Source organism: Solirubrum puertoriconensis, from assembly GCF_001483135.1.
GTDB classification, from domain to species: Bacteria; Bacteroidota; Bacteroidia; order Cytophagales; family Hymenobacteraceae; genus Solirubrum; species Solirubrum puertoriconensis.
Map to the genome: position 1 here is coordinate 507,307 of NZ_LNAL01000007.1, position 26,222 is coordinate 533,528.

Annotated in this window: 26 protein-coding genes; 10 read left to right on the forward strand and 16 right to left on the reverse strand. The window is 57.0% G+C overall.

Features of this window, described 5'->3' with window-relative positions:
• The first annotated feature begins 98 nt into the window (after positions 1 to 98).
• Positions 99 to 1,202: a vWA domain-containing protein gene (locus tag ASU33_RS12655; protein WP_059071196.1), complete on the forward strand. Its 1,104-nt coding sequence runs from the start codon at positions 99 to 101 to the stop codon at positions 1,200 to 1,202.
• Positions 1,203 to 1,319: 117 nt separating this feature from the next.
• On the opposite strand, the gene ASU33_RS12660 is transcribed toward ASU33_RS12655, so the two are convergent.
• Complete coding sequence (locus ASU33_RS12660) at positions 1,320 to 2,297, reverse strand: c-type cytochrome (RefSeq protein ID WP_059071197.1); 978 nt, start codon at positions 2,295 to 2,297, stop codon at positions 1,320 to 1,322.
• A gap of 134 nt (positions 2,298 to 2,431) precedes the next feature.
• Entirely contained in the window at positions 2,432 to 3,409 is a 978-nt protein-coding gene (locus tag ASU33_RS12665) for a c-type cytochrome (RefSeq protein ID WP_149867199.1), read from the reverse strand.
• 399 nt (positions 3,410 to 3,808) lie between these two features.
• Between ASU33_RS12665 and ASU33_RS12670 the strand changes: the two genes are divergently transcribed.
• Entirely contained in the window at positions 3,809 to 5,341 is a 1,533-nt protein-coding gene (locus tag ASU33_RS12670) for a sigma 54-interacting transcriptional regulator (RefSeq protein ID WP_059071478.1), read from the forward strand.
• A 251-nt stretch (positions 5,342 to 5,592) separates the two neighbouring features.
• A complete protein-coding gene (locus ASU33_RS12675) occupies positions 5,593 to 5,790 on the forward strand; it encodes a hypothetical protein (RefSeq protein ID WP_059071199.1) in 198 nt (65 codons plus the stop codon).
• Between the two features lie 94 nt (positions 5,791 to 5,884).
• Here ASU33_RS12675 and ASU33_RS12680 read toward each other — a convergent pair whose 3' ends face one another.
• Positions 5,885 to 6,343, reverse strand: coding sequence for a peptidylprolyl isomerase (locus tag ASU33_RS12680; protein WP_059071200.1), 459 nt, complete (start codon positions 6,341 to 6,343; stop codon positions 5,885 to 5,887).
• A gap of 188 nt (positions 6,344 to 6,531) precedes the next feature.
• Between ASU33_RS12680 and ASU33_RS12685 the strand changes: the two genes are divergently transcribed.
• Positions 6,532 to 7,152, forward strand: coding sequence for a fasciclin domain-containing protein (locus ASU33_RS12685; protein WP_059071201.1), 621 nt, complete (start codon positions 6,532 to 6,534; stop codon positions 7,150 to 7,152).
• Between the two features lie 79 nt (positions 7,153 to 7,231).
• Here ASU33_RS12685 and ASU33_RS12690 read toward each other — a convergent pair whose 3' ends face one another.
• From ASU33_RS12690 to ASU33_RS12715, 6 genes are all read right to left on the reverse strand, one after another.
• Positions 7,232 to 8,125, reverse strand: a complete 894-nt coding sequence (locus ASU33_RS12690) for an NAD(P)-dependent oxidoreductase (protein WP_059071202.1) — start codon at positions 8,123 to 8,125, stop codon at positions 7,232 to 7,234.
• Positions 8,126 to 8,208: 83 nt separating this feature from the next.
• Positions 8,209 to 9,138 (reverse strand): ribosome small subunit-dependent GTPase A, encoded by a 930-nt coding sequence (gene rsgA / locus ASU33_RS12695; RefSeq protein WP_059071203.1) that lies wholly within the window; start codon positions 9,136 to 9,138, stop codon positions 8,209 to 8,211.
• 64 nt (positions 9,139 to 9,202) lie between these two features.
• Positions 9,203 to 10,453, reverse strand: a complete 1,251-nt coding sequence (locus ASU33_RS12700) for a 3-deoxy-D-manno-octulosonic acid transferase (RefSeq protein ID WP_059071204.1) — start codon at positions 10,451 to 10,453, stop codon at positions 9,203 to 9,205.
• 187 nt (positions 10,454 to 10,640) lie between these two features.
• A complete protein-coding gene (locus tag ASU33_RS12705; RefSeq protein ID WP_059071205.1) occupies positions 10,641 to 11,285 on the reverse strand; it encodes a peroxiredoxin in 645 nt (214 codons plus the stop codon).
• A 69-nt stretch (positions 11,286 to 11,354) separates the two neighbouring features.
• Positions 11,355 to 11,807: a Fur family transcriptional regulator gene (locus ASU33_RS12710; protein WP_059071206.1), complete on the reverse strand. Its 453-nt coding sequence runs from the start codon at positions 11,805 to 11,807 to the stop codon at positions 11,355 to 11,357.
• Between the two features lie 255 nt (positions 11,808 to 12,062).
• On the reverse strand, positions 12,063 to 13,361 hold the full coding sequence (locus ASU33_RS12715; protein WP_286130526.1) for an aspartate kinase: 1,299 nt from the start codon (positions 13,359 to 13,361) through the stop codon (positions 12,063 to 12,065).
• Between the two features lie 99 nt (positions 13,362 to 13,460).
• Here ASU33_RS12715 and fbp point away from each other — a divergent pair, with 99 nt between their 5' ends.
• Positions 13,461 to 14,495 (forward strand): class 1 fructose-bisphosphatase, encoded by a 1,035-nt coding sequence (gene fbp / locus ASU33_RS12720; RefSeq protein ID WP_059071208.1) that lies wholly within the window; start codon positions 13,461 to 13,463, stop codon positions 14,493 to 14,495.
• 74 nt (positions 14,496 to 14,569) lie between these two features.
• Here fbp and ASU33_RS12725 read toward each other — a convergent pair whose 3' ends face one another.
• The 3 genes from ASU33_RS12725 to yihA all read right to left on the reverse strand — a co-directional run bounded on the left by ASU33_RS12725 (position 14,570) and on the right by yihA (position 16,338).
• Positions 14,570 to 15,142, reverse strand: coding sequence for a DUF5606 family protein (locus ASU33_RS12725; RefSeq protein WP_059071209.1), 573 nt, complete (start codon positions 15,140 to 15,142; stop codon positions 14,570 to 14,572).
• Between the two features lie 42 nt (positions 15,143 to 15,184).
• Positions 15,185 to 15,646, reverse strand: coding sequence for an energy transducer TonB (locus tag ASU33_RS12730; RefSeq protein ID WP_059071210.1), 462 nt, complete (start codon positions 15,644 to 15,646; stop codon positions 15,185 to 15,187).
• 74 nt (positions 15,647 to 15,720) lie between these two features.
• Complete coding sequence (gene yihA / locus ASU33_RS12735) at positions 15,721 to 16,338, reverse strand: ribosome biogenesis GTP-binding protein YihA/YsxC (protein WP_059071211.1); 618 nt, start codon at positions 16,336 to 16,338, stop codon at positions 15,721 to 15,723.
• A gap of 530 nt (positions 16,339 to 16,868) precedes the next feature.
• On the opposite strand from yihA, the gene ASU33_RS12740 reads away from it, so the two are divergent.
• The 4 genes from ASU33_RS12740 to ASU33_RS12755 all read left to right on the forward strand — a co-directional run bounded on the left by ASU33_RS12740 (position 16,869) and on the right by ASU33_RS12755 (position 21,570).
• On the forward strand, positions 16,869 to 19,121 hold the full coding sequence (locus ASU33_RS12740; protein WP_286130527.1) for an OmpA family protein: 2,253 nt from the start codon (positions 16,869 to 16,871) through the stop codon (positions 19,119 to 19,121).
• Positions 19,122 to 19,247: 126 nt separating this feature from the next.
• Positions 19,248 to 19,973 carry a bifunctional demethylmenaquinone methyltransferase/2-methoxy-6-polyprenyl-1,4-benzoquinol methylase UbiE gene (gene ubiE / locus ASU33_RS12745; RefSeq protein WP_059071213.1) on the forward strand — a complete coding sequence of 242 codons (726 nt, stop codon included), beginning with the start codon at positions 19,248 to 19,250 and terminating at the stop codon, positions 19,971 to 19,973.
• Positions 19,922 to 20,719 carry a type IX secretion/gliding motility protein PorT/SprT gene (gene porT, locus ASU33_RS12750; RefSeq protein ID WP_078063099.1) on the forward strand — a complete coding sequence of 266 codons (798 nt, stop codon included), beginning with the start codon at positions 19,922 to 19,924 and terminating at the stop codon, positions 20,717 to 20,719. Before ubiE ends, porT begins: the two co-directional genes overlap by 52 nt.
• Positions 20,720 to 20,814: 95 nt before the next feature.
• On the forward strand, positions 20,815 to 21,570 hold the full coding sequence (locus ASU33_RS12755; protein WP_059071215.1) for an SDR family NAD(P)-dependent oxidoreductase: 756 nt from the start codon (positions 20,815 to 20,817) through the stop codon (positions 21,568 to 21,570).
• Positions 21,571 to 21,598: 28 nt separating this feature from the next.
• Here the strand turns inward: ASU33_RS12755 and ASU33_RS12760 are convergent, their stop codons facing one another.
• Together ASU33_RS12760 and ASU33_RS12765 are read right to left on the reverse strand one after the other, a co-directional pair.
• Complete coding sequence (locus tag ASU33_RS12760) at positions 21,599 to 22,267, reverse strand: alpha/beta hydrolase (protein WP_059071216.1); 669 nt, start codon at positions 22,265 to 22,267, stop codon at positions 21,599 to 21,601.
• Entirely contained in the window at positions 22,267 to 22,755 is a 489-nt protein-coding gene (locus tag ASU33_RS12765) for a cytidine deaminase (RefSeq protein WP_059071217.1), read from the reverse strand. Before ASU33_RS12765 ends, ASU33_RS12760 begins: the two co-directional genes overlap by 1 nt.
• Positions 22,756 to 22,960: 205 nt before the next feature.
• On the opposite strand from ASU33_RS12765, the gene ASU33_RS12770 reads away from it, so the two are divergent.
• The gene (locus ASU33_RS12770) at positions 22,961 to 24,310 is read left to right on the forward strand and encodes a saccharopine dehydrogenase family protein (protein WP_059071218.1); all 1,350 of its coding nucleotides are present in this window, start codon (positions 22,961 to 22,963) and stop codon (positions 24,308 to 24,310) included.
• A 67-nt stretch (positions 24,311 to 24,377) separates the two neighbouring features.
• Here ASU33_RS12770 and ASU33_RS12775 read toward each other — a convergent pair whose 3' ends face one another.
• Positions 24,378 to 25,043, reverse strand: a complete 666-nt coding sequence (locus ASU33_RS12775; protein WP_059071219.1) for a tRNA1(Val) (adenine(37)-N6)-methyltransferase — start codon at positions 25,041 to 25,043, stop codon at positions 24,378 to 24,380.
• The gene (locus ASU33_RS12780; protein ID WP_078063100.1) at positions 25,040 to 26,203 is read right to left on the reverse strand and encodes an acyltransferase family protein; all 1,164 of its coding nucleotides are present in this window, start codon (positions 26,201 to 26,203) and stop codon (positions 25,040 to 25,042) included. Before ASU33_RS12780 ends, ASU33_RS12775 begins: the two co-directional genes overlap by 4 nt.
• Positions 26,204 to 26,222 lie beyond the last annotated feature (19 nt).

Here is a 26,222-nt window from a genome sequence, read left to right on the forward strand (position 1 = left end):
CTGCCAACGGCTTGTTATGCGTTTGCTATGTGGGCTAGCTCACGCTAAAACGAACATTGCCGCTACGCCCGTTGTTTTCTGGTACATTCCTCTGAATTATGGCAGTTGGCTTCCGTTTCCGCGATTACGTGCCCGAAGAATCCACCGAGAAAGGCTTCGACACGCTATTTAAGTTGTTTATGCAGTTGGTCACCATCACGTCGGGCGACGTGGCGGAGGCCCTTTCCTGGCTTAACGAGCTCGACAAGCAATACGGCCTTACCGACGACGAGTACGGTATGGGCGACTTCATCGAAGACCTGAAAAAGAAAGGCTACATCGATGAAAACGAGCAGCAACTCGGCGAGCTGCGCATCACGGCCAAATCGGAGCAACTCATCCGCAAATCGGCGCTCGAAGAAATCTTTGGCAAGCTGAAGCGGGGCACGCAGGGCAACCACCGTACCCCGCACGCCGGCCAGGGCGACGAGCTGACCACCGATTTGCGCGACTACCAGTTCGGCGACACCATCGAGCAAATCGAAATGACTGAGAGCTTGCGCAATGCCCAGCTCAACCACGGCCTCGATGGCAATTACCTGCTCACAGAAGGCGACCTGGAGGTACGCGACACCGAGCACAAAACCCAGACCTCGACGGTGCTGATGATTGACATCTCGCACTCGATGATTTTGTACGGCGAAGACCGCATTACCCCGGCCAAAAAGGTAGCCATGGCCCTGGCCGAACTGGTGAAGCAGAAGTACCCCAAAGACTTCCTCGACATCATCGTGTTTGGCAACGATGCCTGGCAAATTGAGGTGAAAGACTTGCCCTACCTGCAAGTTGGACCCTACCACACCAATACCGTAGCGGGCCTGGAGCTGGCCATGGATTTGTTGCGCAAGCGCAAAACCGCCAACAAGCAAATCTTCATGATTACCGACGGCAAGCCCACCTGCCTGAAGGAGCCCGGCGGCTACTACAAAAACTCCTTCGGCCTCGACCGCAAAGTGGTGAACAAGACGCTGAACCTGGCCGCAGCGGCCCGGCGTCTCAAAATCCCGATTACCACCTTCATGATTGCCTCCGACCCGTACCTGCAGCAGTTCGTGCGCGAGTTCACCGAGACCAACCAGGGCAAAGCATACTACAGCTCGCTGAAGGGCCTAGGTGGTTTGATCTTCGAAGACTACAAGCGCAACCGTCGCAAGAGCTTGTAAGCCTAGCACACCAAGGTCGTGCTCCTGCGCTTAGCCACCCAAGAGGCACCTAGGGCCACAAACCAAAACGGCCGCCCAACATGGGCGGCCGTTTTTTGTGCCGGGCAGGTGTTTTCCCTAACGCGTAGCCACGGCAGTACCGCCGCCATCTTCGGGGGTGGCGTTCTTTATTACGGGCACGGTGCGCAAATAGGCGTAAATCGCCTTGGCCTCAGCCTCATCCATGAGGGTAAATTTGGGCATGGGCAGCTTAAGCGTGCCATTAGGCCCTTGGCCGTAGCGCACCGATTGCACAAACTGCGCCTCCGTCCAGTCGCCGATGCCTGTTTCGGGGTCCATGGTGATGTTGCGGCTGGGAATCTGCTCCCCGTCGGGGGTAATGAACGCGGTGCCGCCGCCTAGGTAGCCCTCCGACTTTTCGGGCTCGAGGGCATTGTTCGACTTGTGGTCTTTGGAGTGGCAGTCGTAGCACTTGTAGCGGCCCACCACCAAGTAGCGCCCGTAAGCCACAGCATCGGAGGCCGGCGGCGTTACCACGGCTGAGGTGGGCACGGGCGTGGGCTTCATCACGGTGTTCACCAAGGCTTTGGCCAGGAACGACGGTTCCTGTTCGTGCGAGGGAGTGGGATTGGCCTTTACTTGCGCATCGTTGGAGCGCAGGTAGGCCACCACGCTGGCCACATCCTCGTCGGACATGTGCACGAAGTTGGGCATGACGATGCGGAAGCGCCCATCGCGGCCGATGCCGGTGCGCAGCAGCGCAATCAGCTCGGCGTCGCTCCAGGCTCCGATGCCGTGAGTTTTGTCTTGGGTGATGTTGGCTGAATACAGCTTGCCAAATTCGGGCGGCACTTCGGTGAGTAACTTGCCAGAGAGGGCACCCGTTTTGCGGTCCATGTGGCAGTCGGCGCACAGGGCATTCACGATTTTATGGCCTTGTGCCACCCGTGTAGGCGTTATGGCTACGGTTTGTGCCTGTACTTTCGGCACCTCATACTTCGGAATGCCGCGCACCTGCACAAACGCAGCGGCGCATACAGCCACGAAGAATACCGCAGCCAGGGCCAGGCCGATGTACTTCAGGACTTTTTTCATGATAGGAGAGTGGTTGAGAGAGTGTGACAAAAGTAATTTTGTCTTGCACCTAAGGCACTAGCATAATCATGTGATAGACGATAAGGTGTTAATATTCAGTTGTTAATACTCGGCTTTGGGCAATGGGCTAGGCCTCAGTTGCTAGCAACCGCCGCCGATACACCATCCTCGGGGGTAGCATTGCGCACCGGGCGCAACGAACGCAGGTAGGCATAGATGGCGCGGGCTTCGTCGTCGGTTACCACCGAGTACTTGGGCATGGGCGAGCGGAGCGGGCCGTGCGGCGATTGACCATACTTCATGGCCTTAACGAACTGGTCGGGCGTCCAGTCGCCGATGCCGGTTTCGGGCTCGGGCGTAAGGTTTCGGCTCACAATGTCCCGGCCATCGGGCATCACCATGTGGGTGCCACCAGCCATGTAGCCCTCCGACTTTTCGGGGTTGTCGGGGTCGAGGTCGGTGCCGTCTTTGCAGTGGCAGTCATAGCATTTGTAGCGGGCCGTTACGAGGTAGCGGCCAAGCTCCACGGGTTTGTTGGCTGCAGGCGTAGCAATGGGCCCCGTAGGCATAGGTTGGGGCTTCATCATCGTGTTCAGAATGACTTTGCCCATAAACGAGGGCTCCTGCGCCGCCGAGGCTATAGCTTGGGGCTGCACCCACTCGTGGTTAGAGCGCAGAAAGGCCACAAGGCTGTAGAGGTCTTCGTCGGAGAGCTGCCGGAAATTGGGCATGATGATGCGCAGGCGGCCATCGGGCCCTAGGTTGGTGCGCAGCAAGCCCACCAGTTGTTCGTCGGTCCAGTTGCCAATGCCTAGCTGCTTATCCTGCGTGATGTTGGCCGAGAAGAAATGACCAAACTGCTCAGGTACCTCTTGCAGCGGCTTGCCAGCTAATGAGTTGGTTTTCTTATCGAGGTGGCACTCGGCGCAGATGTTGGTGGCAATGCGCAGGCCGTGCGCCACGCGCTCGGGGGTGTAGGCAATGCTTTGCTTAGCTACCCTAGGTGCTTTGTAGGTGGGTATGCCGCGCACCTGCACGTACATGGCCGCGCAGGCGACCAGAAAGAGCAGGCCGGCCACCACCAACCCAACAATTCGAAGGACTTTTTTCATGGCTGCAGAAAGGCGTGGAACAGAACTCGGAGCGGTGTTCCAAAGCTAGGTTTTCAGGCAGCCGAAGTCAGTAGCATATACATGTGAATGCTAGCCTGTTGAAGCCATAGCCGAGTCAGATGTTCACCTGAACAAGCCCTAGGTGGGCTGGCCGCTAAACGGGCAGGAGTACTGGCTCCTGATGAAACGGATGTTGTGCCCCGAGTGGTTGTCAGGTGGTGTAGCTCCGGGAGGCAACCGTCGCCTATAACACACGCCTCACCCATTGATGTGAGTAGCTCTGCCGCAAGGTGGCCGGGCAGCAGCTGTTTACGTAAACTGCGCATCGCCTTCGAACCTAGGTGCCTACCTCGTGGTTTAGAGCCAGGGGGCATGTGCCCACCCATTCCGCACTACCTGATGAATCACAAACAAATCAGCACCCTCGGCCAACTCAAAGCCGCGGGTTATCAGTCGCGCTCCGTGCGCGAGGAACTGCGCGATAACCTTATTCAGAAACTCCGCCGGCGCGAAAACGCCTTCCCAGGCATCCACGGCTACGAAGAAACCGTTATTCCCGACCTGCAGCGCGCTATCCTGAGCCTGCACCACATCAACCTGCTGGGCTTGCGCGGCCAGGCCAAAACCCGCATTGCCCGCCAATTGGTGGAGTTGCTCGATGAGTACATTCCGGTGGTGGAGGGCTCGGAGCTGAACGACGACCCGCTACAGCCTCTCTCGCGCTACGCCCGCGACCTGGTAGCCGAGCGCGGCGACGACACGCCCATTGCCTGGGTGCACCGCGCCGAGCGCTACACCGAAAAGTTGGCCACGCCGGATGTATCCGTGGCCGACCTCATCGGCGACGCCGACCCCATTAAAGCGGCTACTCTGAAGTTGCCCTACTCGGATGAGCGCGTAATCCATTTCGGCCTGATACCGAGGGCACACCGCGGCATTTTCGTGATCAACGAATTGCCCGACTTGCAGGCCCGTATTCAGGTGGCGCTGTTCAACATTCTGCAAGAAGGCGACATCCAGATCCGCGGCTTTAAGGTGCGCCTCCCGCTCGATCTGCAGTTTGTATTCACGGCCAACCCCGAAGACTATACCAATCGCGGCTCCATCGTAACGCCCCTCAAGGACCGTATCGACGCGCAGATCATCACGCACTACCCCAAAACCATCGACATCGGCAAGCGCATTACCCGCCAGGAGGCCCGCCTTCGGCCCGAGCAGCAGGAGCGCGTCACCGGCAACGAGGTAGTGCTTGATTTGGTGGAGCAGGTGGCCATTGAGGCCCGCGGCTCGGAGTACGTCGATGCTAAATCGGGCGTATCGGCGCGCCTTACCATTTCGGCCTACGAGCAAGTGGTGGCTGCCGCCGAGCGCCGCGCCCTCATCAACGGCGAAGATGCCACGCGCATTCGGGTGGCCGATTTTCTGGCCGCCGTGCCGGCCATTACTGGTAAGGTAGAGTTGGTGTACGAGGGCGAGCAAGAGGGAGCCGGCATTGTGGCTGAAAAGCTCATGGGCAAAGCCCTGCGCACCCAGTTTCTGCAGTACTTCCCCGACCCCGAAAAGGTGAAGAAGCAGAAAGACAAGCCCAACACATACAAGCCCGTGCAGGATTGGTTTGGCTCGCACACGATCGATGTACTGAACGATGCATCCGAAGCCGATTACCGCACGGCCCTTGAAGCCGTGCCCGGCCTGCGCGACCTGGTGCAGCAAAGTGTACCGGCCGAGCTGCTCAAAAACGACCAGTACTTCTGGATGGAGTTTGCCTTGCACGGCATGGCCGAGATGAGCCTTATCTCGCGCAACCGCCTCACGGCCGGCACCCAGTTTAAAGATCTGTTCTCGTCGATGTTCACGATGCCCAGCTTCGGAGCCGACGACGACGATGAAGACGAGGAAGACTTCGGCTCGCGCAAGCGCCGCCGCCGTTAAGCAGCTTAGCAGCCCCTGACCTGGGAATAGCAAAAGCCCGTAACCTAGTGTTTCGGGCTTTTGCTGTTTAAGCAAGTAGAGCAATCAGCAGTATCGCAGAGTAAAACCTTGTATTGGCATAGCTGAATATTCTGTTGGCCTAAAAGCCTACTGCTGGCCGACTCGAGCGCTATTCCTTTGTGCTGTTCTCGACGACGAACCCGCTCCGGAACAACCGCTTCAATACACACCGCCCTAATTCCGAACTTGTTATGAACACCGCAGTTGCCGCCCGCCTCGCTTCGTTTTTCTTTGTAGTAGCCCTGCTGTTGGGCAGTGTTGCCACGGCCGAGGTCAAAGGCAATACGCCTTTCACGCGCGCCAAAATGAAAGGCCAGCGCTACACGCACCGGCCTTACTACAAAGCCTACCGAGCCGGCAAAGGCACGTGGTTCTTCAACAAGAAATAGTTTTCCCCGTTTTCTGAACGCACTATTGCAACACGGGGCCGGCTGCATACGCAGCCGGCCCCGCTCGTTTTTAGGAAACCAGGTGCAGCAAAGACTATTCTTCGTTTACCACAATTTTATCAATGCTGTCGTTGGCTTTGATCTGGTCGATTACATCTAGGCCATCTACCACTTTGCCGAACACGGTGTGCTGGCGGTCGAGGTGGGCAGTGTTGTCGCGCGAGTGGCAGATGAAGAACTGCGAACCGCCGGTGTTGCGGCCAGCATGGGCCATCGACAGAATGCCGCGGTCGTGACGCTGGTTGCCGCCCGAGGTTTCGCAGGCAATTTTGTAGCCGGGGCCACCGGTGCCCGGAGCGCCTTTAGCGCCTTCGCGGGTGTTGGGGCAGCCGCCCTGAATAACAAAATTCGGGATTACGCGGTGAAACTTGAGGCCATCGTAGAAGCCCTGCTTGGCAAGGTCGGTGAAGTTCTTAACCGTGTTAGGGGCGTCTTGCTCGAAGAACTCGACCTTCATCACGCCTTTGTTGGTGTGGATTTCGGCTGTTTTCATGGGGTGCGTTTACGATTAACTTAGCCCGAAGGCTACTTGTAGGGGCGCAAAGGTAAGTTTTCGGCCGAAGACCTTGCTTGCGCCTTCCTCCAACAACTAGTGACCTTCAATGATTCAGCCTAGGTGGGAGTAACCCCCGTCCTTGGTCAGCACGTACTTTTGCCCATACTTAAACCCCACGATTCCGCATGTACCACCGCCTACTACCCTTGGCCGGCCTGCTGGCGCTGCTGGCGGCCTGCAACTCGGGCCCTACCGAAACCACTGGCGCGGCCGGCGCCGAAGAAGCCGCTGCCGCCGATACCACTAGCTACGACCCCGATGCCAGCACCGACTCGGCGCGCATGGGCAAAACCACCGGCGTAATGGTGGGCAACGTTTCGCTCACGCCCAACAAAACCCTGGCCCAAAACGCAGCCGCGAGCCCCGAGTTCAGCCAATTGGCGCAAGCTGCCAAGCAAACGGGCATAGCCGAAAACCTAGGCGGCGACGGGCCTTACACGATTTTCGCTCCTACGAATGCGGCCTTCGACAAACTGCCCTACGGAGCTATGGCTGGCTTGCTAAAGCCCGAAAGCAAGGAAAACCTAACCGGCGTGGTGAACTACCACATTATACAAAGCCGCTTGCTGGCCATGGACTTACGCGATGGGCAGGAGCTAACCACCATGAATGGGCAAAAGGTTAAAATCGGCGTGCAGGGGGGCAAAATCACCGTCAACGGAGCCAACGTTACCACATCCGATGTGGTGTCGAGCAACGGCATTATGCACGTAATCGACAAAGTATTGCTGCCGCCCCAAGAATAACCCGGCAGTTACAGCTACGCCACGCGGCCCGGCAACTCTGTGCAGTTGCCGGGCCGCGTGGCGTAGCTGTAACTGGGGCTCAGCGGCTGAACCCGGCGCCTTCGGAAATGCGGCGGGCAAAGGAAGTCCAGTCTTCGTCGGCGGAGGTGTGGCGGGCTACCGTAGCCGTTAGGTGGTCGAGCACGATGTTGGCCACGGGCATGGGCACTTTATGCTCGCGTGCTTCGGCCAGCGTTAGGCGCAAATCCTTCTGGAGCAGAAATGGCGCGGCACCGGCCGGTTTGTAGTCTTCGTCGGCAATCATGCGGCCGTAGCTGCGGTAGGCCGGGCTATCGAACAGCGACGTGGTCATGATTTCGTAGACTTGCTCGCGGCTCACCCCACACTTTTCGGCCAGCGTAAATGCTTCAGCCATAGCTTCAATGGCTGCGCCAAGCATGAAATTGCCGCAGAGCTTTACCACGTTGGCCGCGCCCACATCATCGCCTAGGTCGAAAGTGCCTTGGCTTAGCGGCAGCAGCAGGGGGGCAAGGCGGGCTTTGGCTTCCGCCGGGCCCGACAGGCACACCCACAATTGCCCGGTGGCCGCCACAATGGGTTTGCCAAATACCGGCGAGGCCACCAGGTGAGAGCCTTTTTCTGCGTGGGCCTGGGCAAGCTTAGCATTAGTACCCGGTGCCACGGTGCTGCACGAGGCGTGCACGGCTCCGGCACCTAGGGTTTCCAAAATGCCATCAGGGCCAGTGGTGAGTTCAACCAAGGCCTCATCGTCGGTCACCATCGTAAACACCACCTGTGCTTCGCGCACCGCATCGGCAGGCGAATCGGCCACGCGGGCGCCGCGTTCTTCGAGGGCGGTAGTGCGCCCCCCGGTGCGGTTGTAAACCGTAAGGCGATGGCCGGCCAGCAACAGGTTGGTAGCCATGGCCTGGCCCATGTGACCAAGGCCAATGAAAGCAATGTGTTCCTTCATAGGTGCGCGAAGTGAAGCCAGAGTAGGAGCTGCTGCCTCCGTATTCGCACCTAGGAGCACATTAGTTGTGGCCGGAGCTAGGTTTAGTGGCGATTGTCCTCGTCGGCCATCATGCTCAGGTAGCTGTCGTAGCGCGGCAAGGCTATTTTGCCTTTCTCCACGGCCTCGCGTACGGCGCAGCCTGGCTCCTCGAGGTGGCGGCAGTTGTGGTAGCGGCACTGGTTTAGTCGCTCGCGCATTTCAGGGAAATAATGCGCGAGCTCGCCCTGCTTCATATCCACAAGGCCCAGTTCTTTGATGCCCGGTGTGTCAATCAAGTACGTGCCGGGGCGCACTTCCAGCATTTCGGCAAAGGTGGTGGTGTGCTTGCCTTTGTCAGAGTACTCGCTGATTTCGGCCGTTTTCAAATCGAGGTCGGGCACCAGGGCGTTGATGAGCGTGCTTTTCCCCACGCCCGAGTGGCCCGATAGCAGCGTGGTTTTGCCATCGAGTAGCGCATCAATAGCGGCCACGCCTTCGCCGGTATGCGCCGAGCTGCGCAGGGTGGGGTAGCCGGTACGCTCGTACATTTTCTGCACTTGCCCTAGGTAGTCGAGCAGTTCTTCGTCGTAGATATCGACCTTGTTGAACACCAGCGTAGCCGGAATGCTATAAGCTTCGGCCGTTACCAAAAACCGATCAATAAACCCAAACGAGGTGGCCGGCGACGCCAGCGTAACCACCAGCATGGCCTGATCGAGGTTGGCTGCCACGATGTGCGAGTGCTCCGATTTGTGCACCGAGCGCCGGATGATGTAGTTGCGCCGCGGCTCGATGTGGTCGATAACGCCCGTGCCGGCGTCGCCGGTTTCGTCCGTTTCAAACTCCACCACGTCGCCAACGGCCAGGGGGTTACTCACCTTCAAGCCTTTGTGCTTGAAACGCCCGCGCAAACGGCAGCGGTGCAGGTGCAGGGTGGCGTGGTCGCGTACCACATACCACGAGCCCGTGGATTTGACGACGGTTCCGGTCATGTAAGGCTGGTTAAGAATTGAGCTGTTGGGAGTGAGCGAAAGGAAAGAATGGGTCGACTGAAACTTAGCGCGCCAGCAGTTTCTGCAAAGCCAGCATAATGCGGCCCGTCGCACCGGCCGACTCGTGTACATACGCGCGGGCCCGTTGCCCGAGTTCGGCGCGAAGCGCGGCATTGTTGAGCAGGAGGGCGAGTTGTTGCTCGGTTTCCTCGGCTGTGGTGAGGGTAGCCGCCGCGCCTAAGGCTACTAAGTCGCGGGCTTCTTTGAACTTCTGGTACCTAGGGCCGAATAACAGCGGCAGCCCAAATGCCGCGGCCTCCAAGGTGTTGTGCAAGCCCTTGCCGAAGGCGCCGCCAATATAGGCCACCGAGCCAACGCGGTACAGCTCGCGCAGCAGGCCTATGTTATCGATCAGCAACACGCGAGCCTGGGCCACAGCAGCCGGTGTGGCTTGCGAGTACCGCACTACCTGGCCCGGCAACACGGCCTCAACTTGCTGCAAATGCGCCTCGTTTATCTCGTGAGGCGCCACAATCGTGCGCAAGTTGGCCGACCAGCCTCGCAATGCCGGGGCCAGTGCTTCCACATCGGGCGGCCACACGCTGCCGGCTACCAGCACGGGGGCGCCATCGGCCACAAAGGCGGCTACCACGGGCAACGCACGCGCAGGAGCGGCAGCCGTGGCTACTACCGTATCGAAGCGCGTGTCGCCGGCAACGCTCACCTGCGTCAGGCCAATGCCGCGCAGCAGCTCGGCCGAAGCATCATCTTGGGTGAAAATGTGCGCTAACTGCCGCAACACACCTTTGAAGAAACCGCCCCAGGGCTTGAAAAACACCTGATCGGGCCGGAAAATAGCCGACACGCACACCGTGGGTATATCTTGGCGCCTCAGCTCGGCTAGGTGGTGGTACCAGAACTCGTACTTCACAAACACGGCCAGTTGCGGGCGTACAGCTGCCACAAACGCGCGGGCGTTGGTGGCGGTATCAAGCGGCAGGTAGTAAATGTAATCGGCACCCGGCCACTGTTTGCGCACCTCGTAGCCCGAGGGCGAGAAGAACGTCAGGACGATTTTATGGTGCGGATACTGCAAGCGCATTGCCTCCATGAGTGGGCGGCCTTGCTCAAACTCACCCAGGGAAGCGCAATGCACCCACAGCCGCGGAGTAATGTCGTTGCCAAGCTCGGTTGCTACGTGGGCCTGCCAGTTGCGGCGCCCCTCAACCCACTGCTTAGCCTTCGGGATAAAAGGAGCTACCAAGTGCAGCAGCAGGCCGTAGAGGCGGATGGCAAGCGAATACAGGAAAACCAAAACGAGAAGGGCAGAAGCGCAATACAGATTAGCTGGAACCGCTACTACCAAGGATTCGGCTGTCGGCTCGAGCTGCAAAGTTAGTCAGGTGGCACCTAGGGTAGCAGTCCACCAACACCTAGAACAAAAGAAAACAGCCCCGGCACGAGGCCGGGGCTGTTGACAAACTTGCGGAGCCTAGGCGCGATTAGCGCGAAGCCTCTTGCTTAGCCAAGTAGTTAGCTACGCCTTCGCGGGTGGCCGACATAGCGTCTTTGCCTTCTTCCCAGTTGGCGGGGCATACTTCGCCGTTTTTCTCGAAGTACTGCAGCGCGTCAACAAGGCGCATGGCTTCGTCGATCGAGCGGCCCAGCGGACCGTCGTTCACCAGCTGGTGACGCACGATGCCGTCGCGGTCGATCAGGAACAGGCCGCGGTAGGCTACCGGCGAGCCAACGAAGGTCATTTCGCCGGCGTCGTTGTAGTCGTAGTGGCCGCCCAGTACGTCGTAGTTGGCCGCAATGGTTTTGGTAGCATCGGCTACCAGCGGGTAGGTTACGCCAGCAATACCGCCGTTTTCGCGCGGGGTTTGCAGCCAAGCAAAGTGCGAGAAGTGCGAGTCGGTAGAGCAGCCAACAACGGCTACGCCTTTGGCCTCAAACTCGGCCAATTTCTCCTGAAACGCGATGATTTCGGTGGGGCAAACGAATGTGAAGTCAGCGGGGTAGAAGTAAAAAATCACGTGCTTCTTGCCCAGGTAGCGGTCGAGGCTGAAGTCCTCTTCGAAGTCTTCACCGTTTACGACTGCCATTGCCTTGAACGAAGGGGCACGCTTGCCTACGAGAACTGCCATTTGAAATGGATTTGTGTGTAAGTGGTAAGTGGGTGTGTCGGGAGGGGGCCGCTGATGCCGGTATGCCGGCTAGCGGGGCTTCACATCCTTGCGGGTATCAAGCTTGTTGCCGCTGATGTGAAGGGAAAAGGAGTGGGGCTGGAAGTTGTCGAAGCCCCGCGAGGCGAAGAACTCCTGCAGCAACTGATCCAGCTTGGGGTCGCAGTAATCGATAATTTCCTGCGTTTCCTGGCAAAACAGGTGGTGGTGGTTGGAGCAATCCGTATCGTAGCGGCGGCGGGTGCCGTCGGCATCCGCCACGCGCTTGAGCAAGCCGGCTGCCACAAATGAGTCGAGGGCTTTGTACACCGTGCCCAACGAAACCGTAGGGTTGGCCGGCCGCACGCTGCGGAACACCTGCTCGGCCGTGGGGTGGCCGGGCAGCACCAGCAGCGCTTCCAAAATGGCAATGCGCTGCTGCGTAGCACGCAACCCAGCGTCGGTAAGGCGCTGGTGCAGTTGGTCGCGGTTGGGGGCAGGCATTAGCTCAGTCGGGCTCACAGATAGGAATCATTCTCCGATGCAAAAGTAGTCCTATAAGCGTATGCCAAGCAAAAAGGTTTGCTTATCCCCCCAACACATGGCACAAAACCTCTCAAAGCACTCAGGTGCATCGGCTGCACGTAGTGGCATTAGCTCACCCTCAATGCCTACCAAGCTTTGAGGTATTTGAATTCCGAGCAAAGATTTCTGGAGCTAACTTCCTTGCTAATCGGCTTCTGGCTTTACTCCATCGACCTAGGCCGGCTGGCCCACAGCCCGCGAAACAAACTGGAACGTTTGGCGCGTGCGCTGCTCCAGCAGCAATTGGCGGCCATCGGTCAGTCGGCTGATGGCTTCAGACGTGTAGTTTTTAATGGTGTAGAGCTCCAGCCCGGTGTTGTAGTAAATGGTGAAATGTTCGCGCAGGTGCTCCAGCAGTTTGCGCAAGCGGTACTCGTGCCAGTCGGTACACACCGAAAACGAAATGGCCGAGTTTTGCATCAGATTGATTTTGAGCCGCACTTGCGCCAGTGCCCCAAAAATCACCTCCAGGTTTTCTTCCGATATAAACGTGAGGTCCTTCGACTCGAAGGAAATCAGGCACTGGTTGGTTTTCAGAATAAGTGCCGGGGCCAGCGTGCCGTGCTTGCAATCGTGGATTTTGGTGCCTTCCGCCTCGGGGTCGACAAACGACTTAACGTACAGTGGGATGCGCCGTACCGCCAGTGGTTTTATGGTTTTGGGGTGAATTACCGAAGCCCCGTAGTACGCCATTTCAATGGTTTCCTGGTAGCTGATTTCAGGATAGCGCACCGTGTTCGGGAAGATCTTGGGGTCGGCGTTGAGCAAGCCGGCTACGTCTTTCCAAATCGTTACCGACTCGGCACCTAGGCAATAGGCAAGTATGGCGGCCGTGTAATCGGAGCCTTCGCGCCCTAGGGTAGTAGTTTGCCCACTAGCCGTGCCACCCAGAAAACCTTGCGTAAGCACCACGCCTTGTTGCAGCAACGGCTGTACCTGCTCGCGCACGTTGCGTTCGGTGGTGGGCCAGTCCACGCGGGCTTCGCGCCACGAGTGGTCAGTTCGGATGAGCGGCCGCACATCAAGCCACTTAGCACCCACGGCAGCGGCCACAATGCACGTAGCTAATAGCTCGCCGTAGCTTACTACTTGGTCGTATTGCCGGTCGTATTCACCTTTGGTTAGGGTAGCCAGCTTATCGCCGAGCTCCTGCAACAAGCAGTGCAACGAGCCACTGCCCTCGCCGCATACCAAGCGCCCTTGCTCGTCGCGCGATGCCTCGGGCAGTAGGCCCTCGGCCACGCCTAGGTGAAATTGCCGTAGCTCCTCGAAGGGCAGGGTATAGTCCTGACCGGTATGCGCTAGGTGATATATGTGTTCCAGCGCGTTGGTAGTCTTGCCCATAGCCGAAACCACCACCAGTAAGGGCTGGATTGTGGGCTGGCGCTGCACAATGGCTTTGAGGTTGCGGATGGCGGCGGCATCCTTCACGGAGGCTCCACCGAATTTGTAAACACGAAGCGAATGCGACAAATGCATGCGCCAAAAGTAGAAAGCAGCCGCTAACTAAGGCCGAAAACCCTTAGTTTTGCCTAGCTTACTATATCCCGCCCCCGTTTTCTTCTTGCTTTTATGGAACACAACCCTGACCGCCTTGCGCTACCCGTCGGTACTACTCTCGACCGTTTCATCATGCGCAAGCAGGAGGACTTCCCGTACGCTACCGGTGAGTTGTCGCAGCTGCTGCGCGACATTGCCCTTGCGGCCAAAATCGTAAACCGCGAAATCAACCGCTCGGGCCTGATTGATGTTGCCGGGGCTTACGGCCAGCAGAACGTACAAGGCGAGGAGCAGCAAAAGCTCGATGTTATTGCCAATATCCGCTTCATCCGCGCGCTGCGCAATGGCGGCGAGGTGTGCACGGTTATTTCCGAAGAGGAAGAGGACATGATCCAAACCGGCAAAAACCAAGGCAAATACGTGGTGGCCATCGACCCGCTCGATGGCTCGTCGAACATTGACGTGAACGTATCTATCGGTACCATCTTCTCGATCTACCGTCGCCAGTCGGGCATCGGGCAAGAAGGCACCCTCGAAGACTGCCTCCAGAAAGGCATTCATCAGGTAGCAGCCGGCTACGTAATCTACGGCTCGAGCACCATGCTGGTGTACACCACCGGCGCTGGCGTAAACGGGTTCACCTACGAGGCCTCCCTAGGTGAGTTTTTCCTGTCGCACCCCAACATTACCACGCCCAAAACCGGCAACCTGTACTCGATCAACGAAGGCTCGTCGAACTCGTTCACGCCGGGCGTACGCGACTTCGTGCAGTACTGCAAGGATCAGAATTTTTCGGCTCGCTATATCGGCTCGCTCGTTGCCGATTTCCACCGTAACCTACTGAAAGGCGGTATCTACATCTACCCCTCAACCAACAAAGCTCCCAACGGCAAGCTGCGCCTGATGTACGAAGGCAACGCTTTGGCTTTCATTGTGGAGCAGGCAGGCGGCAAAGCTAGCAACGGCGCTAAGCGCCTGATGGAAATTGAGCCCTCTTCGCTGCACGAGCGTTGCCCGCTCTTTATTGGCTCCACCGAACTGGTAGAAAAAGCCGAAGAGTTCTTGACGAAAGAACGCCAGGCCGTGTCGGCCGCACAGGAGGCCTAGTAGCCAATTGCAAGCCCAACAAAAAAGCCCGCTGCATTGCTGCAGCGGGCTTTTTTGTTGGGCTAAACCAGCGTTTACTCCGATTTTTTGCGAGTGCTCTTAGCTTTGGTACCAGCAGCTTCGGGCGAGCCAGCAGCATCGTTTGCCTCGTCGTTCTGGGCCGGAATGGCGCCAGCGGTGCTCAACGTGTCGGTGGTGGGGTCCGTTTCTTCGGCTTGGGCAGCGGCTTCGTCGCCGGCGGCGGCTTCTGCCGATTGATACTGCAAGCGGCTGCTAACAGCGCCATACCAGGTGATGAGCTTACGAATGTCAGACATATACACGCGCTGACGATCGTACTCGGGCATAACCTCGGCCATAAAGTTGGAGAGGGCAGCATCGTCGGATTTGCTCGTCACGGGCAGTTGCTGGCCGTGTTTCTGATAAATCCGGTCGAACACCTCCGTCAGCGGAACAGTTTGATCCGGGTCTTCGGTGTAAATCGAGATTTCGTGCAGCAACGACACCTTGTTGCGGGCCGAAGCTACCGAGCGGCGGGCTTGGGCATCCAGAGTTTCGACCAGCACACCATTGTGAGCCGGACGTACCAGGCGGTACAAGCCGCTCATGCCGCTAATGGCAGCAATTTCCCTCAAGTCGTAGGGCATAGAAACGGAAAAAGGTTAGAAATTATCGATGGGTAGCGCGGGCTACTCAGCAACGTTGTTGCCAGCGGCGCCAAGCTTAAAGGCAATGGGCAAGCTGGTAAGGATGGGGTATTCGGGTTTCTTGAATTTAAGAAGCTTTACTACGCGCAGGGCCTCTTCGCCACAGCCCCCACCGATTTGTTTCACGAGCTTTACACCGCTCATGCTGCCGTCGGGGTTCAGGGTAAAGCTCACAATGCAAGTGCCCTGAATGCGGTTGCGCCGGGCCAGCAACGGGTATTTCAGCTCCTTGTATATGAAGTCGTACATGGCTTCCTGGCCTCCTTCGTAGTAATCGGCTACCGGAATGGCGGCAGTTTTGCCGTGAGCAAGAGGAGCTTGGGCCGGAGCAGCCTGAGCATCGCCCTCGGTCGCGGGTTTCACTTTCACATTCTGCTGCGCCAGGGCCGGCGTAGCCGCTAGCGCCAGCAGGGCCAGGGCCAGCGTGAAGGTGTTCTTTTTCATGGGTAGGGTAGAAAGTAAATGAGTAGAAGTTGATGCTAAGATTGCGGCTTAGGCCCGGCAATTACAGGGCCAATCTACGCATTCCCATCCGCTTCCTTTACTTGCCGGTTCACGTCGTCAATAAAATTCAGCAGGTCGTCGCGGCCTTCTTTTACCGCCGACGAACTAATAAACCATGACGGCAACTCGTCCCAGGATTCGCGCATCTTTTCCAGAAATACCTGCACATTTTGGCGGGTGCGGGTATTCGATTGTTTGTCGGCTTTGGTGAATACCAGCGCAAATGGTACACCCATTTCGCCAACCATGTTTATAAACTCCAGGTCGACGGCTTGTGGGGGTAAGCGCGAGTCGATGAGCACAAATAAACAGCTCAGGTTTTCGCGCTTAGCTAAGTAGCCCTTAATCATTTTACCCCATTTCTCACGCGACTCTTTACTTACACGCGCATATCCATAACCCGGTAAATCAACCAAATACCACTCGTCGTTTATTAGGAAATGGTTGATAAGTTGAGTTTTTCCGGGCAGCGACGAGGTTTTAGCCAAGCTATTGCGCCCGGTGAGCATATTTATAAGCGACGATTTGCCGACGTTGGAGCGACCGATGAAGGCGTATTCGGGCAAGGAGCCGGTTGGGCATTGCTCCACGCGGGTATTGCTCATCACGAAGCGGGCATCGCGAATAACCATATTGAGGGCGCTGTGTAATTGAAGAAATGAGGAGGCGCAAAAGTAAGCCATCCGGAGTTAGCGGGAGGAAAGTCCTATTTTTTCTGAGTTCGAATTAAATTTTTGCTGTTGCATCATTGCAGTTATTAACCTACCTATATATTTGTGCGGGCTAGACTAGAAAATTTCGACTTTTTGCATCCGGCAAAATGATTGAAGGTCTGCTGACGGTTTAGCTCACCGAATAGGATGTGGCTAAGGCCGCATTATATAAAATCTATCTTTACCTGCATTTTGCTCACTTTTTACGGGCTTATATGCAGGATTAGCAATACATGGCTTTGTTTTTGAAGCAATGTATTTTCTGAATTTGCCTTCGCAGCCGACTAACCTTAAACCGGGTTTTAAGTATACAGGGACGCTTTTGCCGCCCTAGGTGCCCCAAATGCCCTCAGACGTGCAATAGCATCTCCCTTCTCTGCAACTCCTTATTCCAAACTCCCCTTCCAATGGACAACTTCGTCAGAAGGTTACTACAGGCCTCTTGCGCAATGGCTCTGGCCGCCGCCGTGGCTCAGCCTTCGATGGCCCAAAGCACACGAAAGACCTTGAAAACTGCCAACCGTTTCTTCGATCAGGAGAACTACCGGGCGGCAATTCCTTTTTACGAGCAAGTGCTGGCCAAAGAGCCAAACAACGCTCAGGCTCTTTTCCGTGCCGGTATCTCGTACATGTCGTTTGACAAGGAGAAGGCCAGCGACTACATCTACAAGTCGCAACGCATCAAAAAGAACGTATCGAAGGATGTTGAGTATTGGCTTGGTCGTGTCGACCACCTGAACTACAACTTCGACGAGGCTATTACCCACTTCCAAGCTTACAACGCTACCCTTAAGAAGAAGGATACGCGCAAGGTTGAAGTAGGGCAGCTGATTCAGCACTCGAAAAACGCCAAGGTTCAGTTCAACAGCCCCAAGGACATCTTTGTAAAGAACCTCGGGCCGTCGATCAACACGGCATACTCGGAGCACAGCCCCGTAATCTCGTCGGATGACAAGTTGCTGCTGTTTACCTCCCGCTCGGAAAACGTAACCGGTTCCAACGTAACCGGCGACGACGCCAAAAAAGGCAAAGGCAACGTTGCCGCCGACGGCGAATACTACGAGGACATCTTTGAAGCCAAGCGCATTGGCGATGACGAATGGGAGAAACCCCGTTCGCTGTCGGGTGCGCTGAACGGGAAAGGCCACGATGCTTCGATTCAGGTGTTCGACAACGACACCAAGATGCTGATGTACCGCCAGGATGAAAACGGCGACATCTTCTACACGGAGCGTGCCGGCGGCGACTGGTCGGCTCCGAAGAAGCTGAACGGCAACATCAACTCGAAAGGATTTGAATCGGATGCCTTTATCACTCCAGATGGCTTAACGATCTACTTCTCGACCAGCAAGTACTCGGAGGATAACACCCTCGACATTTACTATGCTACCCGCAAGCCGGGCGGCGATTGGGGCGAAGCCAAGCCGGTGGCGGGCATCAACTCGAAGTACGATGACGATAGCCCGTACCTGAGCCGCGACGGCAAAACGCTGTACTTCTCGTCGCGTGGCTACAACACCATGGGTGGCTACGACATTTTCAAGTCGGATTACGACTCGATCGGCAACAAATGGAGCCGTCCCGAGAACATGGGTTACCCCATCAACACCCCCGACGACGACACGTACTACCGCCTGTCGCCGGATGGCTCATACGCCTACCTGTCGTCGTACCGTATTGGTGGCTACGGCGAAAAGGACATCTATACCATCAACTACATCAAGAACGTAACGATTCGCGGCAAGGTATTTTCGGCCCGCGACAGCGTTTCGATCATTCCGGGTGTGGAGCTGGTGTTCAGCGGTACGCAGGCCGACAAAACGGCTATCAGCTTCCGCGACGTAACCAAGCCCGAAACCGGCGACTACTCGGTAAGCGTGCTTTCGGGCCGTACCTACCAAGTTGCCGTTTCGAAGGATGGCCAGAACATCACGACGGAGGAGTTTGCCGTGCCGGTAATCACCAACGATACTTCCTCCATCGTTAAGAACTTCTACGTGCCTTACGTCGACACGACCAGTGCTTCGATGTTCGCGTTCAAGAAAATCTACTTCGATACCGACAAGTACAACCTGCGCCCCGAGTCGGTGCGTGAGCTGAACAACATTGCCGGTATTCTGAAGGCCAACCCCGGTGTGAACATTTCGATCGAAGGCCACTGCGACTCGCGCAACACTGACGAGTACAACATGGTACTCGGCCAGAACCGCTCGAACTCGGCTTACAACTATCTGAAGAAAAACGGTATTGGCGAGACTCGCATGGTAACGGTAAGCTACGGCGAGCGTCGTCCGTCGGCGCCGAACGATTCGCCCGAAAACATGCAGCTGAACCGCCGCGTGGAGTTCCGCGTGATTCTGAAGGAAGGCCAGACCATGGCTGACCTGAACAAGAGCGCCAACGCTGGCGGAGCTACGGGCACTGGCACGGGTTCCGGTACTACCAGCACCTCGGCTTCGGGCACTAGCACCAGCTCATCGACCCGCACTACGGCTCCGCTGCAACCCGGCAAAACCAAGGTGAAAACTGCTGAAGGCACCAAGGTGAAAACCAAGGTTGACGAAGACAGCGACAAAGTGAAGGTGAAAACCGAGTCGGAAAACGGCGAGAAAACCAAAACCGTAACCAAGGAAGGCGAACTGGACTCGAAAGCTAAAGACGAGGCCGGCGACAAAACCAAGGTGAAAACCAAAGTAGAATAGCGCCCTTGGTGCTAGCGTCGAAAACGGGTCGGGCCAGTAGCCCGGCCCGTTTTTTTTAACATTATGCGCGTCGGCCCGTTGTTATTGGGCAATTTGCGGCCTGTTTGGCCGTTTGTACCGCACCCCATGACCGTACTTCCTTACAAAGACGACCCCACCGGCAAAAAGTCGCAAGTGGCCCAGATGTTCAACAGCATCGCGGGCAAGTACGACTTCCTCAACCACTTCCTGAGCGCCGGCACCGACATTTACTGGCGCCGCAAAGCCGTGGGCGAGCTGCGGCAGCTGCGCCCGGCGCGCATTCTGGACATTGCCACCGGCACCGGCGACTTCGCTTTTGAAACCTTACGCCTAGGTGAGGAAGTAAAAGTCACCGGCGTCGACATCTCCGAGGGCATGCTCGAGGTGGGGCGCCGCAAAGTGCGGGAGCGGGGCCTGGGGCACCGCGTGGAGCTGCAGCTTGGCGACTCCGAAAACCTGCCTTTCGACGACAACACGTTTGATGCCGTAACGGCCTCGTTTGGGGTGCGCAACTTCGAGAATCTGCAACAAGGCTTGGCCGAAATGCACCGGGTGCTAAAGCCCGGGGGCAAGGTTGTGATTCTGGAATTTTCGAAACCCCGCGTTTTTCCGTTTAAGCAGGCGTACAATTTTTACTTCCGGCATATTTTGCCGGTATTCGGCAAACTGATTTCCAAAGACCGCGCCGCGTACTCGTACCTCCCCGAATCGGTGCAGGCTTTTCCGGATGGCCCCGCATTCCAAGCCATTCTGAAGCAAGTCGGCTTTAACTCTCCCCAATGGCAACCGCTCACGTTTGGCATAAGCTCCATTTACACCGCCACCAAGTAACCCTGCGCCTAGGAGTGCTGCTGCTGCTGGCTCTGCCCACGGCCGCCCTAGGTCAGAAGAGTAGCTACACCAAAGCCAACCGCAGCAAAAGCGGCCGGGTAAAAACCGTTACGGTAAACAACCTGCCCGGCTACGATACCCGCTGGTTTCATCCGGGGTTTTTCGTGGGCGTGAACGGCAGCCGCTACCGCCTCGAGCATTCCCAGACGTACGTCAACAACCTGCAGAACGGGCAGGGCATTTCGGCCAACGCTAAATTCAGCCCCGGCTTTGCAGTCGGCTTTATCGGCGATGCGCGCCTGACGGATTACCTGAGCATCCGCTTTACGCCGGGTGTGTCGTTTCTGACGCGGCAGGTAGAGTTCAAGAAGATTGGTAGCGTGGCCGATTCGATCGTCGACCAAGACATCAGCTTCACGCAACTCGATTTGCCCTTGCTGTTTAAGCTAAAATCGGAGCGGCGCCGCAACACCCGCGTGTACCTGGTAGGTGGGGTGCGGCCGAGCATCAACGTAGGTACCCGCCGCCGCGACCCGGTGAGCAGCCAGCTGAAAGTAGGCAACTCCGACTTTTCCATTGAGTATGGCGTGGGGCTGGATTTGTTTTACCCGTTCTTCAAGTTTGCGCCTGAGCTGCGCTTCTCGCATGGCTTGCCCAACATGCTGCAGCCTGGCAACGACGTGTACACCAACAGCTTTCAGCGGGTGCGGAGCAGCACCGTTACGCTGTACCTCAACTTTGAATAACGCCTAGGTGGGTTACTGCGTGGCTAGCCGGCCAGTGCTCCGGATATGGGGTAGGCGCTGGTAAGCGGTGCAGCAATTCGGCTTTTACTTCTTTCATGAAAACTGCATTGGTTACCGGCGCTTCGTCGGGAATTGGCCGCGCCACCGCCGTGGCTTTGGCGAAAGTTGGCTACCAACTGGTGGTAACCGGCCGGCGGCGCGAACGACTCGAGGAACTGGCCCAGGAGGTAGCGCCTGTGCCTGTACACATCCTCACGTTTGATGTGCGCAACCGCGCCGAGGTAGATGCCGCCATTGGCAGCCTGCCCGCCGAGTTTCGGCAAGTGGACGTGCTCATCAACAACGCCGGCAACGCCCACGGCCTGGCACCCATTCAGCAGGGCGACGTGAACGATTGGGACCTGATGCTCGACACTAACGTGCGCGGGTTGTTAAACGTAACGCGGGCCGTGCTGCCGGTAATGCAGGAGCGCCGCAGCGGTTTTGTCATCAACATCGGCTCCATAGCCGGCCACGAGGCTTACGCTAACGGCAACGTGTACTGCGCCTCCAAAGCTGCCGTGGCTTCGCTCAGCAAAGGCATGCGCATCGATTTGGTAGGCCTAGGTATTCGGGTGGCCGAGGTAAACCCGGGTGCCGTTGAGACGGAGTTTTCGGAAGTGCGCTTTAAAGGCGACAAAGCCCGCGCTGCCAGCGTGTATCAAGGCTTTGAGCCGTTGCGCGCCGAGGATGTGGCCGACATCATCCAGTTTATGGTGACGCGCCCGCCGCACGTGAACATTGCCGAAGTGCTGATTCTGCCGAGTGCCCAAGCAGCCGCTACCGTAATAAACAAACAGCCCGCTAGTTAAGCGGGCTGTTTTGCTACCTAGGGGTATGTTATTGGGCCAACTCGCGAAGCACAGCTGCATCGAGTTGATGACCGCCCACAAAGCGCAGTAACCTAGGCTTGGCGCCGAGTTGGGCCAAGTACTCTAACTGGGCTTGCAAACGCTCCTCGGTTATGAACGCGTCGGCATTGCCGCACACATAGCTGAGCTGAGGTATGCGCTGAAACAACGCCTGCGCAGCTGGCGGCTCCACGTCTTCGGGGAAAGCGCCAGCCCACAGCACCAAACGCGCCGGGGTAAAGGAGCTGCGCATCAACCAGCGGCTCAGCGTTGAGGCACCTTGTGAGAAGCCCAAAAGCGTCACCTCCACACCGGGCGGGCAGTAGGTGAGCAGTTGCGCAAGCAACAGATCGAGGTACGCAGAACAATCCTCAATTTCGCTGAGGCGGTCTTCGCGCGTCATCCAGGTGGCGCCCACCCGGCCGCTGGTGCCTTGCAGGTAAAAGCGCGAAAGGCCTTCGGGCGCTACCACGGCAGTATCGGGCGCGTGCTCGAGCACTGCCCGGAAGTGCCGCACAAAAAACGAAGCCAGCTGGCCGTAGCCGTGGCACACCACCCATAAGCGTTTGGCCGTGCCTAGGTTACCCAGCTGAAAATAGCGGGCCGTGCGCGGCACCACCAAGCTATGCTGCTGCGCCTCTAGGGGGTCGGCAGCCATTAGGCGCGGGGTGGCAGTACGTCGGGCGAAAACTGGAAGGGCAGCAGGTCGGCCAGTTGCTTAAAGCGCCAGATGGTGTTTTCGGGGCCAGGCAGCAACAGGGCAATCGGCTCGTGTTGGCGGTTTTCGAACTCAATCATTACCTGACGGCAAGCGCCGCACGAGGTTACGGGTACAAACTGGCCGTTTTGCGGGCGGGCAGCTACGGCCATGCATTTGATTTGCTGTTTGGAATGGCCGTTCAGGCCAAACAACACGGTACGCTCGGCGCACAGGCCCGAGGGGTAAGCGGCGTTTTCCTGGTTGGTATTCCAGATAATCGTACCGTCGTCGAGCAGCAGGGCAGCGCCTACGTGAAAATGCGAGTAGGGAGCGTACGAATGCTGCGTTGCGGCTTTAGCTGCCTGCCAGCACTTGGCTTCTTCGGCGGAGAGTTCGGCCTCAGTGAGTACCTCGGCGGAGATGGTCAGGTTAAGGGTTTGTGCCATTGGAGGCGCAAAAACGGCGGGAATGGAGTGTAAATCGGCCACCTGACGGTGGCCCCGTTGGGCCACGGGGGACGAAAATAGTACATTTCAGCGGAAAACGGTTGCAAGTTGCACTTAGGCCACTGCGCGGGTAGATAATCACGCCCGACCAATGGCAAAGCTGCTGCCGCGCCCGCGAACTCACTACCCACCCACCCGCATTCTCATGACGCGAATTTTGCTGCTCGGCGCCGGTCGCTCGGCCTCGGCTCTTATTCAGTACCTGCTCCGCCAAACCACCCAACACAATTGGCACCTCACTATTGCCGATGTAAACCCCACACCGCTGCACCCGCTGTTGCAACCGTACGCCGAGCGTGCTGCGGCGGTGGCGTTCGAAATAAGCGAGCAGGAAAAGCTCAGCCAGCTGGTGGCCGAGCACGACATTGTTATTTCGATGCTGCCAGCGCTGTTTCACCCGTTGGTGGCCCGAGCTTGCTTGCAGCACCGCCGGCACCTGGCCACGGCTAGCTATGCCACGGAAGAAATTCGCGCTTTCGATGCCGAAGCGCGGAGCCTAGGGCTGACGTTCCTGATGGAGTGCGGCCTCGACCCTGGGCTTGATCATATGTCGGCCATGCCCATCATCAACGAAATCCGCGCACAGGGCGGGCGGCTCACGTCGTTTAAATCCTACTGCGGTGGGCTGATGGCGCCTGACTCGGAAGGCGACAACCCCTGGCGCTACAAGTTTACCTGGAACCCTCGCAACGTGGTGGTAGCTGGGCAAGGTACTGCGCGCTATATCGAAAGGGGGCACCCTAGGTTTATTCCGTACCAACAGCTGTTCCGGCGGGTAGAGCTGTTGGAGGTGCCGGGTTACGGCGAATTCGAGGGCTACGCCAACCGCGATTCGCTCAGCTACCGTCCGCTTTATGGCCTCGAGGAAATACCCACCATGCTGCGTGGCACGCTGCGCCGCCCGGGGTACTGCGCCGCCTGGCAAGCCCTGGTAAGCCTTGGGCTGACCGACGATTCGTGCCGCTTGGGTAACGCTGCCGAGCTACCTTGGGCCGACCTAATCAAATCTTTCTTGCCCACCGCCCCAGCCTCAGCACCTTTGCCCGCGCGGGTGGCCAACTACCTAGGGCTTAGCATTGAAGGCCAGGAGATGCAACGGCTTACCTGGGCCGGGTTATTCTCGGACGAACCCGTTGGCCTGCCCGATGCTACACCCGCGCAACTGCTCGAGCGGCTGCTCACGGCCAAGTGGCAGCTGCAACCCACCGACCACGACATGATTGTGATGCAGCACTTGTTCGAGTTCGAGCTCGGCGACGAGCGGCGGCAGCGCACTTCGTCGTTGGTAGTAACGGGCGATGATGCCGTGCACACCGCCATGGCCAAAACTGTAGGGCTGCCGTTGGGTATGGCCGTACGTCGGCTGGCCCTAGGTCGGGTGCCGCACCTCGGCGTGGTGGTGCCCGTGCACGCCGATTTGTACGAGCCTATTTTGGATGAACTGCAAGCCGATTATGGCATCCGGTTCCTGGAAATGGAGTACGCTTTAGCGTAGCTAAGGACCATTTAAAACGACAGCGGCACCGCCCTAAGGGAGCGGTGCCGCTGTCGTTTGTGGGTTGTCAAAAGGCGAGGTAAAAGTCGCGCAAGAGGTTTATGAACGCGTCGGAATAGGCTTCCGAGTCCGCATCGTGGATGGCTAACTCACGGGTGCGGCTGGCTTGTGGCGCAAACCCGAACTCGGTTATGTGCCGCAGGGGCTTGCTGCATGGCCGATGGCGCACCACTAGCCTGGTAGTAGGGTAGAGGCCAGCACGGTGGGCTTCCTGCTCAAATGCCAGCATTTCGGTGGGCGGCAGCAACACCGTAAGGCCACCATCAGCTACTAAATGGCGACCTGCAAAGGTCACGAGTTCGGCAAACGTGAGGGTGTCGGCGGCGGTATGGCGGGCAATAGTGCGGGCCGTATCGGGCGAGCGGAGCGAGTGCCGAAAAAACGGTGGGTTGCAGAGAATGTGGTCGTAGGGCGCGGGGCAAGTAGCTGCAAATTCGGCCAAGCTGCCGGCATAAATGCCAAGACGCTTGGCCCAAGGGCTGGCTTGCGCGTTTTGGCTGGCTTGCGCCGCTGCGGCTGCATCAATTTCTACGGCTTGTATGCTTGCTGAAGCGTTGCGCTGGGCTGCCATGAGGGCCAGCAGACCCGTGCCGGTGCCTATATCCAGTATGCGTTCGGCGCCGTTGAGGTTGGCCGCGGCTCCTAGAATGCAGGCATCGGTGCAAACCTTCATCGCACAGTTTGCCTGCTCGATGCGGAATTGCTTGAAACGGAAATAGGAGTTAGCCAATTAAGCCGAGAAGTCAGTGAGCGTATTTTTTTATTTACTGGCTCTTCAATTAGATAGTAAGCCATTATTGATATGAGCAGCAAAACCGTAAAGTTGAGGCTGTATTCCAGGGCTGTTTTTTCATTGAAATAGCCAATCATAGCGTGCACAAAACCCATATTAATTAAATAAAATGCGTACGAGCTTTTGCCAAGCACGGAAAATACATTGGTTGAAAGTAATTTAGAGATAATGGTTTGCTCGGTAAGCAAGCCGGCAAAAATCAGCGAAATGCATAAAGGGAGGTAAACGTTGTTTACTAACACTCCATACGGGTGGCTGATTCCGTAATTTACGTTGTACTGCTGCTTGATTTGAATAAGTAAAAATATGCCTGCAGCAAACGCCGCCATGCCCAAATAGGTAGGCGCCGGAACTTTGAGAGTAGTGCCGTTTCGGTTAAGTAAAAATGCAAGCCCGCTGCCGATGAAGAACTCTGTGAAGCGACCGAAGAAAGTGTAGGACGCTACAAATGGAAGATTTTCAAAGTACTCGATGCCTAGGTGGTTGCACAGCATTACCAAGCCATAACCCAGTGCGGGAAGCAGGAGGGAAGCCATTACCCACGCAAGCCATTTGGTGCGCCGCAACGACTGAAGCACAACCAAAAAGAACAACGCAAATACGTAAAAGCATTCCTCGGCGGTGAGGGACCAGCCTTGGGGCAAACCTGTGCAGAAGTACTTATAAGAAAATCCTCTTAGAAATGTCGCGTTGAGTACGTATTCCTTAGTTAGTTCAATGGTTGCACCATGCTCAATAAAGTTCAAAACATAGAACAGCGTGGTAAGGAGTATATACAACGGATATATTCTTGCAAAGCGATTAATAAAATACGTCCATACATAAGTTTTAGATAAGTGAATATGATTGTAGTAGCGCGTGGTAATGAGGAAGCCGCTGAGGGTGAAGAATATGGTTACCCCCACGTGCATTTCATGGCAGATATCCTGTATTGTCTGACTATTAAATAACGCAAGACCCGGGTTATAATGGTGCAGGTACACCATAAAAGCGGCAGCCGCTCTAACTCCGGTTAAGGCTTTGTAATATGGTTTTGCCATATAAGATAAACCTACAATC